19 protein-coding genes are annotated in these 18342 nt (G+C 67.5%); 7 read left to right on the forward strand and 12 right to left on the reverse strand.

The window, feature by feature from the left end; translation table 11 throughout:
• Window positions 1-153 precede the first annotated feature (153 nt).
• On the reverse strand, window positions 154-1977 hold the full coding sequence (locus CVM50_RS19545) for an ABCB family ABC transporter ATP-binding protein/permease (RefSeq protein WP_085887082.1): 1824 nt from the start codon (window positions 1975-1977) through the stop codon (window positions 154-156).
• Window positions 1978-2109: 132 nt separating this feature from the next.
• Between CVM50_RS19545 and CVM50_RS19550 the strand changes: the two genes are divergently transcribed.
• Window positions 2110-2520, forward strand: coding sequence for an ArsR/SmtB family transcription factor (locus tag CVM50_RS19550; RefSeq protein WP_085887083.1), 411 nt, complete (start codon window positions 2110-2112; stop codon window positions 2518-2520).
• Between the two features lie 6 nt (window positions 2521-2526).
• On the opposite strand, the gene CVM50_RS22065 is transcribed toward CVM50_RS19550, so the two are convergent.
• A complete protein-coding gene (locus CVM50_RS22065; protein ID WP_232618310.1) occupies window positions 2527-3969 on the reverse strand; it encodes a LysM peptidoglycan-binding domain-containing protein in 1443 nt (480 codons plus the stop codon).
• Between the two features lie 110 nt (window positions 3970-4079).
• On the opposite strand from CVM50_RS22065, the gene CVM50_RS19560 reads away from it, so the two are divergent.
• Window positions 4080-4637, forward strand: coding sequence for an LOG family protein (locus CVM50_RS19560; protein WP_085887084.1), 558 nt, complete (start codon window positions 4080-4082; stop codon window positions 4635-4637).
• A gap of 86 nt (window positions 4638-4723) precedes the next feature.
• Here the strand turns inward: CVM50_RS19560 and CVM50_RS19565 are convergent, their stop codons facing one another.
• From CVM50_RS19565 to CVM50_RS21830, 8 genes are all read right to left on the reverse strand, one after another.
• Window positions 4724-5194: a host attachment family protein gene (locus tag CVM50_RS19565; RefSeq protein WP_408634076.1), complete on the reverse strand. Its 471-nt coding sequence runs from the start codon at window positions 5192-5194 to the stop codon at window positions 4724-4726.
• On the reverse strand, window positions 5194-5424 hold the full coding sequence (locus tag CVM50_RS19570; RefSeq protein WP_085887085.1) for a hypothetical protein: 231 nt from the start codon (window positions 5422-5424) through the stop codon (window positions 5194-5196). Before CVM50_RS19570 ends, CVM50_RS19565 begins: the two co-directional genes overlap by 1 nt.
• Before the next feature lie 96 nt (window positions 5425-5520).
• The gene (locus tag CVM50_RS19575; RefSeq protein ID WP_085887086.1) at window positions 5521-6564 is read right to left on the reverse strand and encodes a hypothetical protein; all 1044 of its coding nucleotides are present in this window, start codon (window positions 6562-6564) and stop codon (window positions 5521-5523) included.
• Between the two features lie 202 nt (window positions 6565-6766).
• Window positions 6767-7366: a superoxide dismutase gene (locus CVM50_RS19580; protein ID WP_085887087.1), complete on the reverse strand. Its 600-nt coding sequence runs from the start codon at window positions 7364-7366 to the stop codon at window positions 6767-6769.
• A gap of 209 nt (window positions 7367-7575) precedes the next feature.
• Window positions 7576-8166, reverse strand: a complete 591-nt coding sequence (locus CVM50_RS19585) for a sarcosine oxidase subunit gamma (protein ID WP_085887088.1) — start codon at window positions 8164-8166, stop codon at window positions 7576-7578.
• The gene (locus CVM50_RS19590; RefSeq protein ID WP_085887089.1) at window positions 8159-11173 is read right to left on the reverse strand and encodes a sarcosine oxidase subunit alpha family protein; all 3015 of its coding nucleotides are present in this window, start codon (window positions 11171-11173) and stop codon (window positions 8159-8161) included. The genes CVM50_RS19585 and CVM50_RS19590 overlap by 8 nt, the downstream gene beginning before the upstream one ends.
• 40 nt (window positions 11174-11213) lie before the next feature.
• Window positions 11214-11543 carry a sarcosine oxidase subunit delta gene (locus CVM50_RS19595; RefSeq protein ID WP_085887090.1) on the reverse strand — a complete coding sequence of 110 codons (330 nt, stop codon included), beginning with the start codon at window positions 11541-11543 and terminating at the stop codon, window positions 11214-11216.
• Window positions 11544-11689: 146 nt separating this feature from the next.
• Window positions 11690-11842 (reverse strand): hypothetical protein, encoded by a 153-nt coding sequence (locus tag CVM50_RS21830; protein WP_198431949.1) that lies wholly within the window; start codon window positions 11840-11842, stop codon window positions 11690-11692.
• A 344-nt stretch (window positions 11843-12186) separates the two neighbouring features.
• Between CVM50_RS21830 and CVM50_RS19600 the strand changes: the two genes are divergently transcribed.
• Entirely contained in the window at window positions 12187-12591 is a 405-nt protein-coding gene (locus CVM50_RS19600; protein ID WP_085887091.1) for a hypothetical protein, read from the forward strand.
• A gap of 50 nt (window positions 12592-12641) precedes the next feature.
• On the opposite strand, the gene CVM50_RS19605 is transcribed toward CVM50_RS19600, so the two are convergent.
• Window positions 12642-13889 carry a sarcosine oxidase subunit beta family protein gene (locus CVM50_RS19605; RefSeq protein WP_085887092.1) on the reverse strand — a complete coding sequence of 416 codons (1248 nt, stop codon included), beginning with the start codon at window positions 13887-13889 and terminating at the stop codon, window positions 12642-12644.
• A gap of 217 nt (window positions 13890-14106) precedes the next feature.
• On the opposite strand from CVM50_RS19605, the gene ccmI reads away from it, so the two are divergent.
• The 3 genes from ccmI to CVM50_RS19620 are packed head-to-tail and all read left to right on the forward strand — an operon-like array spanning window position 14107 to window position 16111.
• Window positions 14107-15348: a c-type cytochrome biogenesis protein CcmI gene (ccmI, locus tag CVM50_RS19610; protein ID WP_085887093.1), complete on the forward strand. Its 1242-nt coding sequence runs from the start codon at window positions 14107-14109 to the stop codon at window positions 15346-15348.
• Complete coding sequence (gene ruvX / locus CVM50_RS19615; RefSeq protein WP_085887094.1) at window positions 15345-15821, forward strand: Holliday junction resolvase RuvX; 477 nt, start codon at window positions 15345-15347, stop codon at window positions 15819-15821. The genes ccmI and ruvX overlap by 4 nt, the downstream gene beginning before the upstream one ends.
• Entirely contained in the window at window positions 15821-16111 is a 291-nt protein-coding gene (locus CVM50_RS19620; protein WP_085887095.1) for a DUF1289 domain-containing protein, read from the forward strand. The genes ruvX and CVM50_RS19620 overlap by 1 nt, the downstream gene beginning before the upstream one ends.
• Before the next feature lie 74 nt (window positions 16112-16185).
• Here the strand turns inward: CVM50_RS19620 and CVM50_RS19625 are convergent, their stop codons facing one another.
• Entirely contained in the window at window positions 16186-17031 is an 846-nt protein-coding gene (locus CVM50_RS19625; RefSeq protein ID WP_085887096.1) for a hypothetical protein, read from the reverse strand.
• A 414-nt stretch (window positions 17032-17445) separates the two neighbouring features.
• On the opposite strand from CVM50_RS19625, the gene CVM50_RS19630 reads away from it, so the two are divergent.
• On the forward strand, window positions 17446-18321 hold the full coding sequence (locus tag CVM50_RS19630) for an alpha/beta hydrolase family protein (RefSeq protein WP_085887097.1): 876 nt from the start codon (window positions 17446-17448) through the stop codon (window positions 18319-18321).
• The last annotated feature ends 21 nt before the right edge of the window (window positions 18322-18342 follow it).

The raw sequence follows: 18342 nt of genomic DNA on the forward strand, positions 1-18342 counted from the left end.
CCGTCTCCGTCCCGGAGACTCCCCCGGAGTATTTTCAGCCAACGTATGGAATGAAGAAGAGCGCCCGGCCCTTCGCGCGCGCCCTTGTGGCCCGGGTGTCGGCGAGGGACACCGGGGGCATCGACCGCCAGGCCCATAGCCGCCCGCCCGGGATCAGGCGGCCTCGTCGGCCTCGGCGGATTGGCGCGCCCAGAGGGCCGCATAGCGGCCCTGGCGGGCCAGCAGGTCGGCATGGGTGCCTTCCTCCACGACCTCGCCCTTTTCCAGCACGACGATGCGGTCGGCGTCGGCGATGGTCGACAGCCGGTGCGCGATGGTCAGCACCGTGCGCCCCTCGCCCGCGCGGTTCAGCGCCGCCTGGATCTCGCGTTCGGTATCGGTGTCCAGCGCTGAGGTCGCCTCGTCCAGCAGCAGCACCGGGGGGTTCTTCAACAGGGTGCGGGCGATGCCCACGCGCTGCTTCTCGCCCCCCGACAGCTTCAGCCCGCGTTCACCCACCCGGGTCTCGTAGCCTTCCGGCAGGGACATGATGAAATCGTGGATCTGCGCGGCGCGCGCCGCCTGCACGATTTCCTCGAAGCTGGCGCCGTCACGGCCATAGGCGATGTTGTAGCCCACCGTGTCGTTGAACAGCACAGTGTCCTGGGGCACCACGCCGATGGCGTCATGCAGGCTGTCCTGGGTGACATGGCGCAGGTCCTGGCCGTCGATGCGGATCGCCCCGCCGGTGACGTCGTAGAAGCGGAACAGCAGCCGCCCGATGGTCGACTTGCCCGAGCCGGAGGAACCCACAAGGGCCACCTTCTGCCCCGGGGCCACGCGGATCGACACGCCCTTCAGGATTTCCCGTTCGGGATCATAGGCGAAACGCACGTCGTCGAAGACGACCTCGCCCCCCTGCACGTCCAGCCGCCGCGCATCGCGGGCGTCCTGTACCTCCGCCGGCTGATCCAGCAGCTGGAACATCTCGCCCATGTCCACCAGGCTCTGCCGGATCTCGCGATAGACCGTGCCCAGCATGTTCAGCGGCATGGAAATCTGGATGATGTAGCTGTTGACCATGACGAAATCGCCGACGCTCAGCCGGCCCTGTTCGACGCCGATGGCCGCCATGACCATCACCCCGATCAGCCCGGCGGTGATCAGCACCGACTGGCCGAAGTTCAGGAAGGCGAGCGAGTTCTGGGTCTTCACCGCGGCCGTCTCATAGCCCGCCATGGCGGCGTCATACCGCCGCGCCTCGCGCGCCTCGGCACCGAAGTACTTCACCGTCTCGAAGTTCAGCAAGCTGTCGATGGCCTTCTGGTTGGCATCCGTGTCCTGTTCGTTCATCTGCCGGCGCAGGGTCACCCGCCATTCCGTCACCTTGAAGGTGAAGAGGATGTAAAGGCCGATCACCACCGCCACGACGGCCACGTAGCTGAGGTCGAAGACCACGGCGAGGACGACCGAGACCATGATCAGTTCCAGGATCAGCGGCCCGATGGAAAACAGCATGAAGCGCAGCAGGAACTCGACGCCCTTCACCCCGCGTTCCATGATCCGGCTGAGGCCACCGGTCTTGCGCGTCAGGTGATAGCGCATCGACAGGCGGTGGATATGGGTGAAGGTTTCCAGCGCCAGCTGGCGCAGGGCCCGCTGGCCCACCCGGGCGAAGACCACATCGCGCAGCTGCTGGAACCCCACGGCCCCGGCCCGCGCCACGCCATAGGCCACGGTCAGGCCGATGGCGCCATAGGCCATCAGCCAGCCCGCGCTCTCGCCCTCCCCCGCCAGGCTGTCCACGGCGGCCTTGTAGAGAAACGGCGTGCCCACGGTCACCATTTTGGCGATGACCAGCACCACCAGTGCCACCACGACGCGGCGTTTCACCCAGGCGTGTTCGCGCGGCCAGAGGTAGGGCGCCACCCGCATCAGGATCCGTCCCGCGTTGTCGGGCAGTTCCGTGGAGGTGGTGGGCTTGTTGCGCAGGCTCATGGGGATCTCACTGACGTTTCGGCGGTCGGACAGGCGCCGCCGACGATCCGGGCGGGCGCGACGGGGGCTTGCCCCGCGCGGTCATATACCTTACCTCCGGGATAGTTCAACACTTCATGAGTAATTGAATTGATGCTCCAGGCCCAGGCCCTCGACGCGCTTTCGGCGCTTGCCAATGAAACCCGGCTGCAGATCGTGCGGCTGCTGGTCGAACATGGGCCCACGCCCGCGTGCAAGCGTCAGGCCGAAACCGCGCCGAACACGGAGCCGGACGGCGTGCCGGCGGGGGAAATCGCCCGCGCCGTGTCGGTCACCGCGTCGAGATTGTCCTTTCACCTCAGCGCCCTGGAACAGGCCGGCCTGATCCGGGCCGAACGCCGGGGGCGCCAGGTGCTTTATACCGTGGATCGCACCGCCATGGGCGGGCTGATCCACTACCTGCTGAACGATTGCTGCCGGGGCGACCCGCAGGTCAGCGCCTGCTGCCAGCGCCGGGCCGAGGGCGCGACCGAAAGCCGCGACAGCGGGCTGCAGCTGCCCTGAGGCCCCTCAGTCGGATTGCGGCACGGTGAAGACCTGGCCCGGGTAGATCAGGTCGGGATCCCGGATCAGGGCGCGGTTCGCCTCGAAGACCCGCACGTAGAGGATCCCGTCGCCATAATTCTCCCGCGCGATCGCCCAGAGCGTATTGCCCGGCTGCACCGTCACCTGGGTCACCGGGCTGGCCTCCAGCGCCTCGGCCACCGTCTCCGACGCCTCGCGTTTGAACGGGGTTTCCACGCGGCTCAGGACCGTGCCGCCCGCGTCGACCTCATCCACCCGCAGGCGGTAGATCCCGGTGTCCACGTCGGGCAGTTCACTGCGCCAGTTCCCATCCTCGGCGATGCGCGAAGAGGTGATGGGTGTGTCGTCCAGGTAGATCCGTACAAAGGCGCCGGGCGTGCCGCGCCCCGACAGGACCACGTCGCCGCCGGCGTTGTAGGAAATGGAATCCAGCGCAACATTGTCCAGAACCTCGGGCGCGCCCGGTTTCTGCAGCACGCGCACGCCATCGGCATCCGACAGCAACACGGTTGGCGCGGCGGCGGGGGCTGCGGCGGCGCCCTCGGCCAGGGTCCCGGCGGCATCGGCCACGGAGGCCACCGCCTCCCCTGCCCCATCCACGGCGCCGGCGACCACGGCCGAGGCGACATCCCCGGCAGAGGGCGCGGCGCCCCCGGCGGGCGCGGTCTGCGGCGCCTCCGGGCTGGCGGTCCCATCGGTGGCGGTCAGGGCTGCGGGGGTGTCAGGCGCGCCGGATGGGCCGGCGGCCATCGCGCCGCCCTCCGCCACAGGCGCGGCGGCCAGCGCCTCGGGCGTGGCGGAAACCGTGGTCTCCCCGGCACCCGTCGCATCTTCGGCCACGGGCGGCGCAGCGGCCAGCTGTGGTCCCGGCGCTGCCGGGCTAGGCGCCAGGATCACCTCGGCGTCGGACAAGATTTCCGCATCGCCCTCGGGGCTGGTCATGCGCAGGCTCAGCACGCGTGGCACGTCAGACCGGCCCAGGTCGAGGAAGGTCACGAACTGGCCGTCATTGCCGGCCTCCAGCGTTTCCGAGGCCGCGCCATCGACCAGCACCGCCACCGACCAGAGGGGCGCGGCCACGCCGGCCACCAGCGTCGTGCCATCGGAATCGACCCGTACCACGTCGAACCGCGGCGGCGCGATCTCGGCCACGGCATCATCCTGGGTGGCGGAATCCGGGGTCTCTGCGGGGGCTTCGGCGGTGTCGGTCGGCGGCGTGGATGGCGTCCTGGCCTCGGGCGCGGCGGCCATCTCGGGCGCCGCGGTTTCGGACAGGGAGGCCTGCTCCGGCGCCGTTGCGTCCCCCGCGCGCGGACCGGACCCGCGCTCCGGGTCGAACCAGCCCTGCCAGATGGCAACGGCGACGGCCACGACGACCACCGCGCCCCCCGTGAGGGCGGACGTGCCACCATATTTCCCCAACTTCACGTCAAATCCCCCCGAAAATGACCTTTGTTTACCTCTCAGGAAGAGGTTGAGACCATATATCAACACGGACTACACCGGTCAAAAGTACAACACCCGCGGGAGGGTCCGGCATGACGATAGCATCCATCTGTGTCTATTGTGGCTCACGTCCGGGGCTGGAGCCTGCCTATCTGCATCAGGCAGGGCAGCTCGGACGCCGCCTGGCGGAGATGGAGTGGCGCCTGGTCTATGGTGCGGGCGACGTCGGCCTGATGGGCGAAGTGGCCCGCACGGCGCGCGAAAACGGGGCGGATCTGTTCGGCGTCATTCCCCAGCACCTTCTGGGCGTGGAACGCGAGCGCAGCGACCTGTCGCGCCTGGTGGTCACCCAGACCATGCACGAGCGCAAGAAGGTCATGTTCATGAACTGCGACGCCGCCGTGGTCATGCCGGGCGGCGCGGGTACGCTGGACGAGTTTTTCGAGGTGCTGACCTGGCGCCAGCTGGGGTTGCACCAGAAACCCATCGTCCTGATGAACATCGGCGGCTACTGGTCGCCCCTGATCTCCATGCTGGAACAGATGGCCGCCCAGGGGTTCGCCGATCCGGCCATGCTGCACTCGGTCCGGGTGGTGGAGGACGCCGATGGCGCCATCGACAGCCTGGCGCGTCACTTCGACCAAGGCTGATCGTTCAGGGCTGACACCGCCTGCCCGACGCAAAACGCCGCCGGGCGCGTCGGCGCTCCGGCGGCGTGGACGGGGGAGAGCGGGGATCAGGCCCCGGCCAGATCGGCCTTCACCTGGTCCTCGATCTCATCCACGGGATGGTTGGTCAGGGTCTTCGGCACCTCGCCGATGACCTTCTGCGCCACCTCCTGGTGGATCTTCTTGCGCAGCTCGCCCAGCACCTTGGGCGGTGCCACCAGGACGATCTTGCCAAAGTCGCCGCGATGCGCCCGCTTGTAGAGCATCTCGGCCAGCTCATCGGCGAAGCGCTCCTTGGCCAGCTCGTGCCAATCGGTGTCATCCACCGCGGATCGCTGGCCGACGCCGGTGTCGTGCATCCGGCCGGGGCGGTTGGCGGACTGGTCGTAATCGCTCGGGTTTTCCTGTTCCTTCTTGCGCACCACTTCGAGGAAGGGATCCTCGCCGTCGGTCACGTTGCGCAGGAACAGGGCCTTCTCGCCATCGGCCACCAGGACCCAGGCGTCATGGGGAAGTTCGCTCACCTCGGCTTTGGTCATCACACCTTCTCCTTGTCGCCGCTGCCATCCTGATCCTGGGCCAGGGGACGGGTTGCACCTGTGGCGGTGCCGCTGACGCGCTTTTCCTCATCCCGGGTGCCGACCTTGCGCTGGATCTCGCCGCCCTTGCGACCCTGGGCCTCGGGGGCCTCTTCCATCTCTTCCGGGGCGACGCCCAGAACCTCTTCGGTGTCGCGGCTCATATCCTTGGATCTTGCACGCTCTGCCATGATGTCCTCCTTCGGTAGTCCGCCCGTCGACCGGGCGGGTTCACCAGAAAAACGCATGGGGAAACGGGAGGTTCCGTGGTGAACCTCCCGATGAGCCTAGTCTAGCTCGCCGCAGTCTTCCTTCACCTGCTTTTGCGCACCGTGGCGCGCCCCGGCGTCTAAACACTGCTGATGGACATAGGATCGAGCCCAGGCCGTGCCCTCGGTCCAGTACCGCCAGGTCGTCGTACGCCCATTCGCACCCAACTCGACCCGACCGATCTCCCGGTTCTCCTCGATCACCTTGCGGGTCAGGGACAGCAGACGCTTGAGCCGACGTTCCCCCGAGGCCCCGTCATCCAAGCTGGGCTGCCAGTAGGTCGTGCCATCGACGTAGAAGTCCTTCAACTGCTCACGCAGGTCCGCACAGGCGCCCTTTGCGACCCGCTGGGTCGTGACCGTCTGCGGCGCGGTCGTCCCCTCCAGGAACTGAAGTTGCGCCATGAGGGTCGGCGTGCTCTTAGTCACCGGGCAGGCATGTGCCACGCTGCGTACGAAGATATGGGTCATGTCCCGGAAGGTCGCCGCAGCCTTGCGCAGCGCCGGGGCCTGATCTCTCAGCTCGAAGATCGAACCCAGTAGCCCCGTGATCGACTCCAGGTCGAAACTGTCGATGTCGAGCCGAACGCCGATGTTCTCGGTCATGCGGTAGGACAGATCCCCCAGCTCGCGCTGCACCTCCAGCGACAGTGTCTCGAAGCTCAGGCTTGTTCTCTCAATGTTAGCGGGCAGTCCACCGGCATCGTTCTCCCCGTCCGCGTCCATCGGCGGATAGGTGCAGAACTCCAGCCCCGCGCTGTCATAGCCGCAATTCTGTACCGCCACGGCCAGCGCCTCCAGCGCCTCCCAGGCCTCTCTCACATCCTCCGCCGCATCCTGGGCGGACTCCGCATCATAGGCGGCCGTCAGGGCCAACGGCGCGGCGAAGAAGAAGAACGTCCGATACCTGTCAACATGCTGTGCCGGCGTCACCGCCTTCTGGTAGCGATCTGCCTGGACGGCGACATAGCCGCCAGGCGAATAGATCTCATCGCGCACCACGTCGCAGGCGCTCAGGCCAAGAAATATGGCCGGAGCCATGAAAATAAGTCGATCAATCATCTGTCTCTCCAAAATAATGCAGCTATTTTGGAGGAAGGCAGGCCATCTTGCGCAAGCGTTTCAACTTTCTGACGTGACCCAGCGTCACCTTTTGTGACCCTGGCGCCACAAAAAGCGGCCTAAAAAACAACGCCCCCGTACCGTTTCCGGCCGGGGGCGTCTGAAAGGGCGGGCCACGCAGGGCCCGCGCCGCGTCACGCGATTACATGCGCGAGGCGACGTTTTCCCAGTTCACCAGCTTGTCGAGGAAGTTCGACAGGTAGGCGGGGCGCTTGTTGCGGAAGTCGATGTAGTAGGAATGTTCCCACACGTCGCAGCCCAGCAGGGCGGTCTGGCCGAAGCACAGCGGGTTCACACCGTTCTCGGTCTTGGTGACCTTCAGCGCGCCGTCGGTATCCTTCACCAGCCAGCACCAGCCGGAGCCGAACTGGCCCGCGCCTGCGGCGGAGAAATCTTCCTTGAACTTGTCGACCGAACCGAAGCTCTCGGTGATGGCCTTCTCCAGCTCGCCGGGCATGCCGGTCTGTTCCGGGCCCATCATTTCCCAGAACTGGTTGTGGTTCCAGAACTGCGAGGCGTTGTTGAAGATGCCATTCTGGGCGACGGCATTGGCGTCGTAGGTGCCCTTGATGATCTCTTCGACGGACTTGCCTTCCCACTCGGTGCCGGCAATGGCCTTGTTGCCGTTGTCGACATAGGCCTTGTGGTGGATGTCGTGGTGGTACTCCAGCGTCTCCTTGGACATGCCGAGCGATTCAAGCGCGTCGTGGGCATAGGGAAGATCGGGAAGTTCAAAAGCCATGGGAGGGCCCCCTTTCCTGGAATTGGTTTAACTTCTGCGCCTAGATGTTATCCGAAGCGGCGGAACGTCAAGGGATTATACCGGTGCTTTCGTGCACATCGGCCTGTTTGGAAACATGACCTACGCCGGATAACCATTTGATAGTACGAAAAAAGGGGCGGTCGCGCCGCCCCTTTTGAAACTCCATCCGCCAGCGAAGGCCGCGAAATTCAGCCGAAAAGGCCGACCTCGCTGCCGGGCCGCGCCGCGTCGCGCAGCAGGGTGAAGACGTAATCGGCCACCGAGCGGAAACAGACCACCTCGATCCGGCCGGGCGCCGGCATCCAGATCGCCGCCGAGACCTGCCCGATGCGCGACCGGCGGAAGCTGCCCGCCGGAAAGGCCGCGGGCGACAGATCCACCGGCGCCAGTTTCGCCGCCACCTCACGCACCAGCCCGTCGGGGCCCGAAAGCGAGAAGAGCGCGCGCGCCTGGCTGACATCGGTGTAGTTCAGTGCCGGGTCGGTCAGCGTCGCATCGAGCTGGCCAAGCGCCTTGGCGTGTTCGTCCCAGGGAGTCATCACCAGCAGTTCGTCCGGCGACATCCAGGCGATGCAGTGTTCGCCGTTCAGCGCCACCTGCCCCTGCCCCGGCATGTCGACCGCCGCCAGCCCCGTGGCCGCGTTCTTCAGCGCCTTGGCCGACAGATCGCCACGCAGGGTGAACATGGCGCGCAGGGGTTCCTCCGCCACGCGGACGTAGCCGTCGAAGGCCGCGCCGCCAAGCGCCAGAACCGGCGCGGGTCCCGAAAGATCAGACATTCTGCTTCTCCCCGTCCTTGTCGTAGAACACCGGCTCGACGACCTTGGCCGCCACCGGGGTGGTGCCCAGGCGCGTGACCTCGACGGTCTCTCCGGCGCGGCTCAGGCCGCCCTTCAGCAACGCCATGGCGATGCCCTTCTTCAGCGTCGGCGAATAGTAGGTGGAGGTGATCCGCCCCTGCATGTTGCGCTGACCCTTGTCGTTGTCGCCCGCATCCAGGATGTAGGCGCCATCTTCCAGCACCGCGCCATCCGCGACCTCCAGGCCGACGAGCTTCCAGCGGTCGGGATTCAGCGCCAGATGCTGCCGCTGCTGGCCCCGCTTGCCGATGAAGTCGTCCTTCTTCTTCGAAATCGCCCAGTCGAGGTTCAGGTCCTGCGGTATCACCGTCCCGTCGGTTTCGTCCCCGATCATGATGAAGCCCTTCTCGGCGCGCAGGATGTGCAGCGCCTCGGTGCCATAGGGCGCCACGCCGAAGCCGTGGCCGGCCTCATAGAGGGCCTCCCACAGGGCGCGGGCCTGACCGGCGGGCACGGAGATCTCGTAGCTGAGCTCGCCAGAGAAGCTGATCCGGTAGATCCGGCAGGGGATGCCGCCCACGACTCGGTCCGCCCAGGCCATGAAGGGCAGCTCTTCCTTGGAGATGTTGGGAGTGCCCAGCACCTCCAGCAGTTGCCGCGCCATCGGGCCGACAACGGCGATCTGGCCGTATTGTTCGGTCACGTTGGCCACATGCACCTGCAGGTCCCACCATTCGGTCTGCAGCCATTCCTCCATGTGGGCATGGATGGTGTCGGCGCCGCCGGTGGTGGTGTGGCACAGGAAGGTGTTCTCGTCGATCCGGGCAACCACGCCGTCGTCGATCAGGAACCCGTTTTCGTTGCACATCAGCCCGTAGCGGCAGCGGCCCGGTTTCAGGTTGGACATCATGTTGGTGTAGAGCAGATCCAGGAACTTGCCCGCATCAGGCCCCTTCACGATCAGCTTGCCCAGGGTCGAGGCGTCCAGCAGCCCGACCTTTTCACGCACCGTCAGCACCTCGCGGTTCACCGCGTCATGGGTGCTTTCGCCCGCTTTGGGGAAGCAGAAGGGACGGCGCCAGTGGCCGACCGGCTCCCACTGAACGCCATGGCTTTCGTGCCAGTCGTGGATCGGCGTGCGGCGCAGCGGCTGGAAGGTTTCCCCCCGGCCCTGCCCGGCCAGCGCGCCCATCGAGACGGGCGTGTACGGCGGGCGGAAGGTGGTGGTGCCGACCTGCGGGATCGCCTCACCCAGGCTGGCCGAGAGGATCGCCAGGCCGTTGATGTTGCTGAGTTTCCCCTGGTCGGTCGCCATGCCGAGCGTGGTGTAGCGCTTGGCGTGTTCGACGCTCTCGTAGCCCTCCTGGGCGGCCAGTTGGATGTCGCTGACCTTCACGTCGTTCTGGTAGTCCAGCCAGGTCTTCGCGCGTTTGTCATAGCTGGCGCCCGCGGGCATCAGCCAGACGGCGGCCAGCGGGATCTCGGACACCTCGTCCACCTGCCAGCTTTGCGCCACCGGCGCCTCGAAGCCCGCGGCCTCGGCAGCCGCCAGACCGGCTCGACCGGCATCGACGATCACCTCCGACAGCAGCAGCGCCCCATTGGAGCTTCCGGCGCAGAGGACGAAGCCCTTGCCGTCGGCGCCCGTGGGGGCCTTGTCGGGATCGGGGCGGAACATGGCGTGCGTCTCGTCCCAGATCAGCTTGCCACCGCAGTGGGACCACAGGTGCACGATGGGCGACCAGCCGCCCGACATGGCGACCACGTCACAGGCCACCGTCTCGATGGTCGACCCGCTGCCGTTCTGGGCGCAGACCTCGACTCCGGTGACGCGCTTAGCGCCCAGCACCTTGGCCACGGCCTTGCCGGCCTCGACACGGATGCCCGCGGCCCGGGCCTGTTCGGCCAGGGCACCGCCGCCGGCGGCGCGGGCGTCCAGGATCACCGGCACCTCCAGCCCCTCGGCCTTCATCGCCAGGGCGGTGCGGTAGGCGTCGTCGTTGTTGGTCACCACGACCACCCGGTCACCCGGGGCCACGCCGTAGTTCACCGCGTAGTCGCGCACGGCCGAGGCCAGCATGACGCCGGGGACGTCGTTGCCCGCGAAGGACAGCGGCCGTTCGATGGCGCCGCCGGCGACCACGATCTGCGAGGCCCGGATGCGCCACAGCCGGTGACGGGGGCCGGACTTGTCGCTGAGGTGGTCCGTCAGGCGTTCATAGCCCAGGACGTAGCCATGATCGTAGACACCGGCGCCCATGCAGCGCAGGCGCAGGGTGACGTTGGGCATCGCCTCCAGCTCCGCGACCAGGTTGGCCACATGCGTTTCCGCCTCTTCGCCGGCGATCTTGCCACCGTCGACGGGCGCCCGCCCGCCCCAATGGGCGGTCTGTTCCAGCAGCAGCACCCTGGCCCCGGCCCGGCCCGCTTCCAGCGCGGCGGTCAGGCCCGCGACGCCGCCGCCGACCACCAGCACGTCCGCGAAGGCGTAGAGGTGTTCGTAGCTGTCCGCGTCCTTGTCCTTCGGCGCCTTGCCCAGACCCGCGGCCTGGCGCACGATCGGCTCATAGACCTTTTCCCAGAAGCTGCGCGGCCAGAGGAAGGTCTTGTAGTAGAACCCCGCCGGGAAGAAGCGCGACATCTTCGCGTTGATCGCCCCCACGTCAAACTCCAGGCTCGGCCAGTGGTTCTGGCTTTCGGCCTGCAGCCCGTCGAACAGCTCCTGCATGGTGGCGCGCTGGTTCGGTTCGAACCGTCCGCCGGTGCCGATGCCCATCAGGGCATTGGGCTCTTCCGAGCCCGAGGCCACGACACCGCGCGGACGGTGATACTTGAAGCTGCGCCCCATCATCACTTGGTCGTTGGCCAGGAGGGCCGAGGCGAGCGTATCGCCTTCATAGCCCTTCAGGCGCTTGCCGTTGAAGGTAAACTCGCGCATCGCGCCGCGGTCGATCAGGCGACCGCCCTGTGCAAGCCTGCTGCTCATCGCGCCCCTGCTCCTTTGCTCGTCGAAATTCCGGTCCGGCTCATGCCAGTTCGCGCCACTTGAAACCCGGGCGCTTGGCCCGGATGGTTTCCAACAGCTCTTCGGGCGGCCGGTGCGTGGCGGCCGCATAGGTGCCGAAGACCTCCAGCGTGGCGCTGTCGCGGGCGGCGTGGAACCACTTGCCGCAGCCGTGCACATGGCGCCAGCGTTCGAGATGCACGCCCTTGGGGTTCACCCGCTCGAACATGTAGTTCTCGAAGGCGGCGTCATCGGCGCCGGGACCTTCGCGGGTGATATGGGCCTCGCCACCGCAGTGGAACTCGGTTTCTTCGCCCCGCTGGCCGCAACAGGGACATTCAAGCAGCAGCATCGCAGCCTCCAGTTTTCAGATCCGGGGCGGGCCGCCCCGGGGTCGCGCAGACAAAAAGGCCGGGCGCATGATGCGGCCGGCCTGCGGTCAGGCAGCCGGACGCGGGGCGCGTCCAGCCACGCTTCATGTCACCTGCGACGGAGGCTTCAGCCGCCGTCAGGCAGGTCGATCTGGATTTCGGGTTCGTCAGCCGCAGGGACTTCGCCACCGGTAGAGATGTACCAGACGACGCCCGCCAACACGACGACGACGGCGCCCAGGATGAAGGCGAGGCCGGATTTTCCGGATTTCTCTGCCATGGGATGTCCTTTCTTCTTCTGTTTATCGAAGAAGGAACGCCCCATGCGGCACTCGGGTTCCCGACGCCGGCGAAGGACGCCCCGAAGGCAAACCCGACCGAAAAAACGACCGAACCGCGGCAATCTGCCCGCTGGCGATCCGTCTCGCCGGCCGTCGCCCCGCGCGAGGCTTCCACGAAAGCCCCCGAACCTAGGCGGCATTCCGGGCGTTCTGCCACATAATCGGGCGTATCCCCGCCCCCCCACCATTCAGAGCGTGATGGCGTTAACGCAGCCACAAGACCTTGTGCTAGGCTGGTCGGACAGCGCCGCGAACGTTCAACCTGCGACGGAGACAGAGCAGCATGACCGAGACGATCGACTTCCCGCTCGACCCGACCGGCGGGGCAGCCTTCGCGGCCCCGACGCACGTCGGCTTCACCCTTCTCGACCAGATCGAGGACCTGCCCGACAGCCCCGGCCTCTACGTCCTGATGGGACGTGACCCGCTGGGCAGCCTGCGCCCTCTGGGCTTCGGCCATGCCGAGCGCCTGAACCGTCTGCCCTTGGGCGTGGATTTCGCCCTGGCCCTTCAGGACGGTCTGCACTGCGTCGGCATCGCCCCCCTGCCCGCGGGCGTAAACGGCCCCGAACTGGCCTGCACCCTGGGTGAGACCATGGGCGCGCCGATCAACACCCGCCACGCCGCGCTGCGCGCGATCGAGGCGGCCCGGCTGACCGCCGACCCCGCGCCGGTCGCCGCCGAATAGGCGACCGGACAGAGCCGTGAAGGGGGAAAGGCGACGCTGCATCGGGGGCCTCAGTGCGCCACGCCTGCGGCGACGCTTTCGTCGATGAACCGGCCTTCGCGGAACCGTTCCAGGCCGAAGCCCTTGGCCAGCGGTCCGGGGGTGCCCTTGGCCATCATGTCGGCCATGGCCCAGCCGGAGCCGGGGATCGCCTTGAAACCGCCGGTGCCCCAGCCACAGTTGATGAAGCAGTTGCCAAGCGGCGTGGGCGAGATGATGGGCGAACGGTCGCCGGTCATGTCGACGATGCCGCCCCACTGGCGCAGCATCTTCAGGCGCGACACCATCGGGAAGGTCTCGATCAGCGCGCGGATGGTTTCCTCGATATGGTGGAAGGACCCGCGCTGCGTGTAGTTCAGGAAGCCGTCGGTGCCGCCGCCGATCACCATCTCGCCCTTGTCGGACTGGCTCATGTAGCCGTGCACGGTGTTGGCCATCACCACCACGTCCATGCAGGGCTTGATCGGTTCGCTGACCAGCGCCTGCAGCGCCATGCTCTCCACCGGCAGACGGAAGCCGGCCATCTCGGCCAGCACGCCCGAGTGGCCTGCAACGACGATGCCCAGCTTGTCACAGCCGATCGCGCCCTTGGTGGTCTCCACGCCGGTGACCTTGCCCCCTTCGGAGGTGACGCCGGTCACTTCGCATTTCTGGATGATGTCCATGCCCATGTCCGAGCACGCCCGGGCATAGCCCCAGGCCACGGCATCGTGGCGCGCCGTGCCGCCCCGGGCCTGCCACAGGGCCCCCAGAACCGGGTAACGCGGCCCCTCGATGTTCATGATCGGGCAGAGTTCCTTGACGCGCTTGGCGTCGACATATTCGGTTTCCACGCCCTGATAGGCATTGGCCTGCGCCGTCCGCTTCCAGCCGCGCACCTCATGCTCGGTCTGGGCCAGCATCAGCACGCCACGGGGGCTGAACATGACGTTGTAGTTCAGGTCCTGGCTCAGGGTCTCGTAAAGCGAGCGGGCCTTCTCGAAGAGCGCCGCGCTGTCGTCTTCGAGGTAGTTGGAACGAATGATGGTGGTGTTGCGGCCGGTATTGCCGCCGCCCAGCCAGCCCTTCTCGATCACCGCGACATTGGTGATGCCGAAGTTCTTGCCGAGGTAATAGGCCGTGGCCAGCCCGTGGCCACCGGCGCCGACGATGATGACGTCGTATTTCTTCTTCGGCACCGGAGAGGTCCAGGCGCGTTCCCAGCCGGTGTGATAACGGGCGGCTTCGCGGGCAATGGCAAAGGCGGAATAGCGTCTCATCGGCCTCTCGCAACTTTCATCTAAGGTGAATCGCAGGTCAGCACCCCTGGGGGTACCTTGGCCAGACCCTAGAGGCTTCCGCAGGAGAACCCCGCCATAATCCGCCACAATACGCCACGCTTGCGACATGGGCGCACAACGGGTCGGAAAGGGCCTTTTGTGCCGCAGCCGGCCACGATAGACCGGGGCGACACGCGCCGCATCACAGGTGAAACCGATGCTTTTCTGGACCATTGCCACCCTGATCTCCCTCGCCGTCGCCGCGCTTCTGGCGCGCCGGATGTTCACGGGCGGCCCCGAGGGAGAACCGGCGGAGGCCTATGACGTGGGCATCTACCGCGACCAGCTGGCCGAGGTGGAGCGTGATCTGGCCCGCGGCGCCCTGCCCGCCGAAGAGGCCGACCGGGTCCGGACCGAGGTGTCGCGCCGCCTGCTGGCCGCCGATGCGGCCGCGCGCGCCTCCGGCAGCGCCGGGACCAGAAGCCAGGGGCCGCGCCTGGCCGCCGCCGGCCTGGCGCTGGCGGTAATCCTTGGGTCGCTCTGGCTCTATTACGACCTCGGCGTCCCGGGCTATGGCGACATGCCGCGCGCGGGCCGCATCGCCGACGCCCAGGAGATGCTGCGTGACCTGCCCGCCCAGGCGGAGTTGGAGGCGAATGCCCCCCCCCTAGACATGGAGCCCGCGCAACCCTCCGAGGAGTTCGTGCAACTGATGGAAGAGCTGCGCAGTGCCGTGGCCGAGCGCCCCGACGACCCGCGCGGCCAGCGCCTTCTGGCGCGCAACGAGGCGGCCCTGGGCAACTTCGCCGCCGCCGCCCGTGCCCAGGCGGAGCTGTTGCGCCTGTCGGGCCCCTCGGCCAGCGGCCAGGACTATGCGGATTACGCCGACATGCTGATCCTCGCCGCCGGCGGCCAGATCTCCGCCGAGGCCGGCACCGCCCTGCAGCAGGCGCTGCGGCTGGATCCGCGCAACGGCACAGCCAGCTATTATTCCGGCCTGATGATGTCCCGGACGGGGCGGCCCGACATCGCCTTCCGCCTCTGGGACCGTCTGCTGAACAGCTCGCCCGCCGACGCCCCCTGGGTGCCGCTGATCCGCGCCCAGATGCCCCGCGTCGCCAGCCTGGCCGGCGAGGACGACTATCGCCTGCCCCCCGCAGCCGCGCCGCTGGCGCCGCTGGCCGGTCCCTCGCAGGAAGACATCGACAACGCCGCCGACCTGTCCGACGAAGGCCGGCAGGAGATGGTGCGCGGCATGGTCGGGCGCCTCAGCGAGCGGCTGGCCAACGAGGGCGGCTCGGCCCAGGAATGGGCACGGCTGATTTCCTCCCTCGGTGTGCTGGGCGAAACCGCCCAGGCCACCGAGATCTACGCGGAGGCGCAGCAGGTCTTCGCCGCCGACCCCGAGGCGTTGCAGATCCTGGCGATGGCAGCCCGCAGCGCAGGAGCAGCTGAATGATCTACGAGGATATCGCGGAGTTTGCCGAGGCCCTGCCGCAGATGCAGGCCCTGGCCGGGCTGGACCTGGGCGACAAGACCATCGGCGTCGCCGTCTCCGACAGCTTCCTGTCGGTGGCCACGCCGCTTGAGACGATCCGGCGCAAGAAGTTCGGCGTCGATGCCGAGGCGCTGTTGGCGATCATCGCCAAGCGCAACATCGGCGGTCTGGTCCTGGGCCTGCCGCGCAACATGGACGGCACCGAGGGGCCGCGTTGCCAGTCGACCCGCGCCTTCGCGCGCAACCTGACCCGGCTGACCGATCTGCCAATCAGCTTCTGGGACGAACGCCTGTCCACCGTTGCCGCTGAACGCGCCCTGCTGGAGGCCGATACCTCGCGTCGCCGCCGGGCCGAGGTGATCGACCACGTCGCCGCCTCCTACATCCTGCAAGGGGCGCTGGACCGGCTGCGCCACCTGAAAACGAACGGCTGATGGCGGGCGGCGCCGACGATCCCCGGGGCCGCAACGTCTGGCGGCGCGAGGCGGTGTCGTCGCCCTGCGTGAACATCTGCGTGATGCACCCCGAGGCCCGGCTCTGCACCGGCTGCCTGCGCACGGGGGAGGAGATCGCCGCCTGGTCGCGCCTGACGGAGGAAGAGCGCCTGGCGATCATGGCCCAGCTTCCGGCGCGCGGTCCCCTGGTGTCATCGCGTCGCGGCGGACGGAAGGGACGTCTGGCCCGGGGCACGCGCCCCGGCAAGACGGATCAGGGCGAGACCTGACCTCCGACAGGAGAACGACCGCACGGGATCCGCACGGTCGCTGATTAAACTGCTTCAATTTCGGAGGGCGCCGGTCAGGCCGCAGCGGTGTCCTGCGTGTCTTCCTGGACCAGTTCCACATGGGCCGCGGTCACCTGCCCTTCGCCGCCCTCGACGATGGCCACGACCTTACCACCCAGGGTGATCAGCGCGGCCCCCGGGTGACGATCATCACTGATGATCCCCACACGACCATTGCCCGCATCCTCGGGGCGATATTCCAGCACGATCTGGTCGCGCTCGGGATCGAAATCCCGGATCAGCGGCGCGTTCAGCGGAGCCCGCACCGCGGGTTCGGCAGTCGTCTCCGGCGCCGGGTCGTCCGGCAACAGGTCATCCTGGGCGCTGGCAACCAGCGCGCCGTCTTCCTCGACCGTATTCATCTCCGCCACCAGCGTACCGAGGGAGGAGGCCCAGGCCTCTTCCAGCGGCGCCTCGTAGCCGTCCTCCGTCAGGTCCGGCTCGGCCGCCAGCACCGCGTCGACCTCACCGTCGGTGACATCATGATCCCAGCCCTGCTGATGCACGACATCCTCGATCCGCGCACCGGTCCGGTCGGGGTCCGCCGGCGCCTCGTCCTGCGCGGCCTCCGCCACATCCTCGGGAGTCTCATCCTGCTCCAAGCTGGCCGACAGGCGCGCGGCCAGGGCCTCGGCCTCGTCCAGCGCCTGCTGATCCTCCTCGCTGCGGTTCCAGAACCGCATGCTGTCGCGCAGGCGTCGGCCCACGTCGTGACCGAAGATGCCCACGGGTTCTGCCTGATCTTCTGTATCCTGCACCGACGAACGTCGCGCGACGGAGGTGCTTTCGCGGTCCCCCTGGTAGGAGGTGAAGGCCACACCGATGGCGGCCAGCGCGACAACCGAAATGAGCTCCAACATGGTTTGATCCCTTTGCTGCAGACATAGAAGCAGGGGAATATGGCCAGCCTAGGGCCGGGCCGGAATAATCCGGCCAAAGGAAACGATTTTGCCTTTTCAAATTTATTGTCGCCACCACCGCCTACAATCTACGACAATCGCGCGCCGAACAGCGCCTATCCGCTATCTCTTGCGGCGCCCAAGGGTCGCAGCCGCAGCATGTTGGGAGGGCCTATAGAGGCAAAAATGGCAAAAATGCGCCCTGTCGCATGTGTTTTTCACGGCTGCGCGGAAACCGGCCGCTGCGCCTGCGCGACGGGCATCGCGGGCCTTTGTCGGCCCCGCCGGCGCCCGGCAGACTTGCCCGGGGACGCCCTATCCCTAGGGTGAAAGGGCCCGGCCCTGCCGGCCCTTGCCCCCGACCGGAGATCTGTCATGATCCGCCCCCTCGCCCTGTCCTGCGCTGCCCTGCTGGGGCTCGCCCAGCCCGGTCTCGCCATGGAACGCACCCTGACACTGCCTGCCCCCGTGCAGGACATCACCGCCACGCTGGAGACACCCGACAGGGCCGCGGACGGCCCATTGCCCGCCGTGCTGCTGCTGCATGGGTTCACCGGCACCCGGGACGAGCTGGCCATTCCCGGCACCGACGAGGGCGTCTTCTCGCGCAGCGCCCGTCTGATGGCCGAGGCGGGCCTTGCCAGCCTGCGCATCGATTTTCGCGGCTCAGGCGACAGCGTGGGCGCCATGAGCTATGCCGACACCACCTTCGAGGGTCAGGTCGAGGACGCCCAGACCGCGCTGGCCTGGCTACGGCAGGAAGGGTTCGCGCCCATCTACCTTCTGGGCTGGAGCCAGGGCGGCCTGGTCGCCACCGGCGTCGCCGGGCGCAGCGAAGGGGTTGGCGCCGTCGCGCTGTGGAACGCGGTGGCCGATCCCGTGCCGACCTACACCGGCCTGCTGGGACAGGCGATGTTCGACGCCGCCGCGGCGGCAGATGACCCCGACACGCCGATCAGCACCGGCCTGCCCTGGGGGGCCGAGGTGGCCCTGAAACCGGCCTTCTTCGAGGGGGTCCGAAGCTACGACCCGCTGGCCGAGATCGCGGCCTACCCAGGCCCGCTACTGGTCGCACAAGGCAGCCAGGATACGCTAGTCGGCCCGGGCTCTGCCGACCGGCTGCTGGAGGCCCATGACGGGCCGGAGGCGAAGTACACCGACGAGATGGACCACAGTTTCAACATCTTCACGGGGACCGAGGCGCTGGACGCGCTGATCGCCCGCACCATCGCCTTCTTCGCGGAAAACTGAGGGGACGCGCGACGTCCTGAG

The sequence above is a fragment of the Pseudooceanicola marinus genome (assembly GCF_002786295.1).
In the GTDB taxonomy this organism is placed as follows: Bacteria; Pseudomonadota; Alphaproteobacteria; order Rhodobacterales; family Rhodobacteraceae; genus Pseudooceanicola; species Pseudooceanicola marinus.

Excerpts from the sequence above, each read along its gene's own strand:
- CVM50_RS19545 (WP_085887082.1), bottom strand. The coding sequence starts at position 1,977 with ATGAGCCTGCGCAACAAGCCCACCACCTCCACGGAACTGCCCGACAAC.
- CVM50_RS19585 (WP_085887088.1), bottom strand. The coding sequence starts at position 8,166 with ATGTCTGATCTTTCGGGACCCGCGCCGGTTCTGGCGCTTGGCGGCGCG.
- CVM50_RS19590 (WP_085887089.1), bottom strand. The coding sequence starts at position 11,173 with ATGAGCAGCAGGCTTGCACAGGGCGGTCGCCTGATCGACCGCGGCGCG.
- CVM50_RS19600 (WP_085887091.1), top strand. The coding sequence starts at position 12,187 with ATGACCGAGACGATCGACTTCCCGCTCGACCCGACCGGCGGGGCAGCC.
- ruvX (WP_085887094.1), top strand. The coding sequence starts at position 15,345 with ATGATCTACGAGGATATCGCGGAGTTTGCCGAGGCCCTGCCGCAGATG.
- CVM50_RS19550 (WP_085887083.1), top strand. The coding sequence starts at position 2,110 with ATGCTCCAGGCCCAGGCCCTCGACGCGCTTTCGGCGCTTGCCAATGAA.
- CVM50_RS19565 (WP_408634076.1), bottom strand. The coding sequence starts at position 5,194 with ATGACCAAAGCCGAGGTGAGCGAACTTCCCCATGACGCCTGGGTCCTG.
- CVM50_RS19575 (WP_085887086.1), bottom strand. The coding sequence starts at position 6,564 with ATGATTGATCGACTTATTTTCATGGCTCCGGCCATATTTCTTGGCCTG.
- CVM50_RS19605 (WP_085887092.1), bottom strand. The coding sequence starts at position 13,889 with ATGAGACGCTATTCCGCCTTTGCCATTGCCCGCGAAGCCGCCCGTTAT.
- ccmI (WP_085887093.1), top strand. The coding sequence starts at position 14,107 with ATGCTTTTCTGGACCATTGCCACCCTGATCTCCCTCGCCGTCGCCGCG.
- CVM50_RS19620 (WP_085887095.1), top strand. The coding sequence starts at position 15,821 with ATGGCGGGCGGCGCCGACGATCCCCGGGGCCGCAACGTCTGGCGGCGC.
- CVM50_RS19560 (WP_085887084.1), top strand. The coding sequence starts at position 4,080 with ATGACGATAGCATCCATCTGTGTCTATTGTGGCTCACGTCCGGGGCTG.
- CVM50_RS19570 (WP_085887085.1), bottom strand. The coding sequence starts at position 5,424 with ATGGCAGAGCGTGCAAGATCCAAGGATATGAGCCGCGACACCGAAGAG.
- CVM50_RS19625 (WP_085887096.1), bottom strand. The coding sequence starts at position 17,031 with ATGTTGGAGCTCATTTCGGTTGTCGCGCTGGCCGCCATCGGTGTGGCC.
- CVM50_RS19595 (WP_085887090.1), bottom strand. The coding sequence starts at position 11,543 with ATGCTGCTGCTTGAATGTCCCTGTTGCGGCCAGCGGGGCGAAGAAACC.
- CVM50_RS19630 (WP_085887097.1), top strand. The coding sequence starts at position 17,446 with ATGATCCGCCCCCTCGCCCTGTCCTGCGCTGCCCTGCTGGGGCTCGCC.
- CVM50_RS21830 (WP_198431949.1), bottom strand. The coding sequence starts at position 11,842 with ATGGCAGAGAAATCCGGAAAATCCGGCCTCGCCTTCATCCTGGGCGCC.
- CVM50_RS19580 (WP_085887087.1), bottom strand. The coding sequence starts at position 7,366 with ATGGCTTTTGAACTTCCCGATCTTCCCTATGCCCACGACGCGCTTGAA.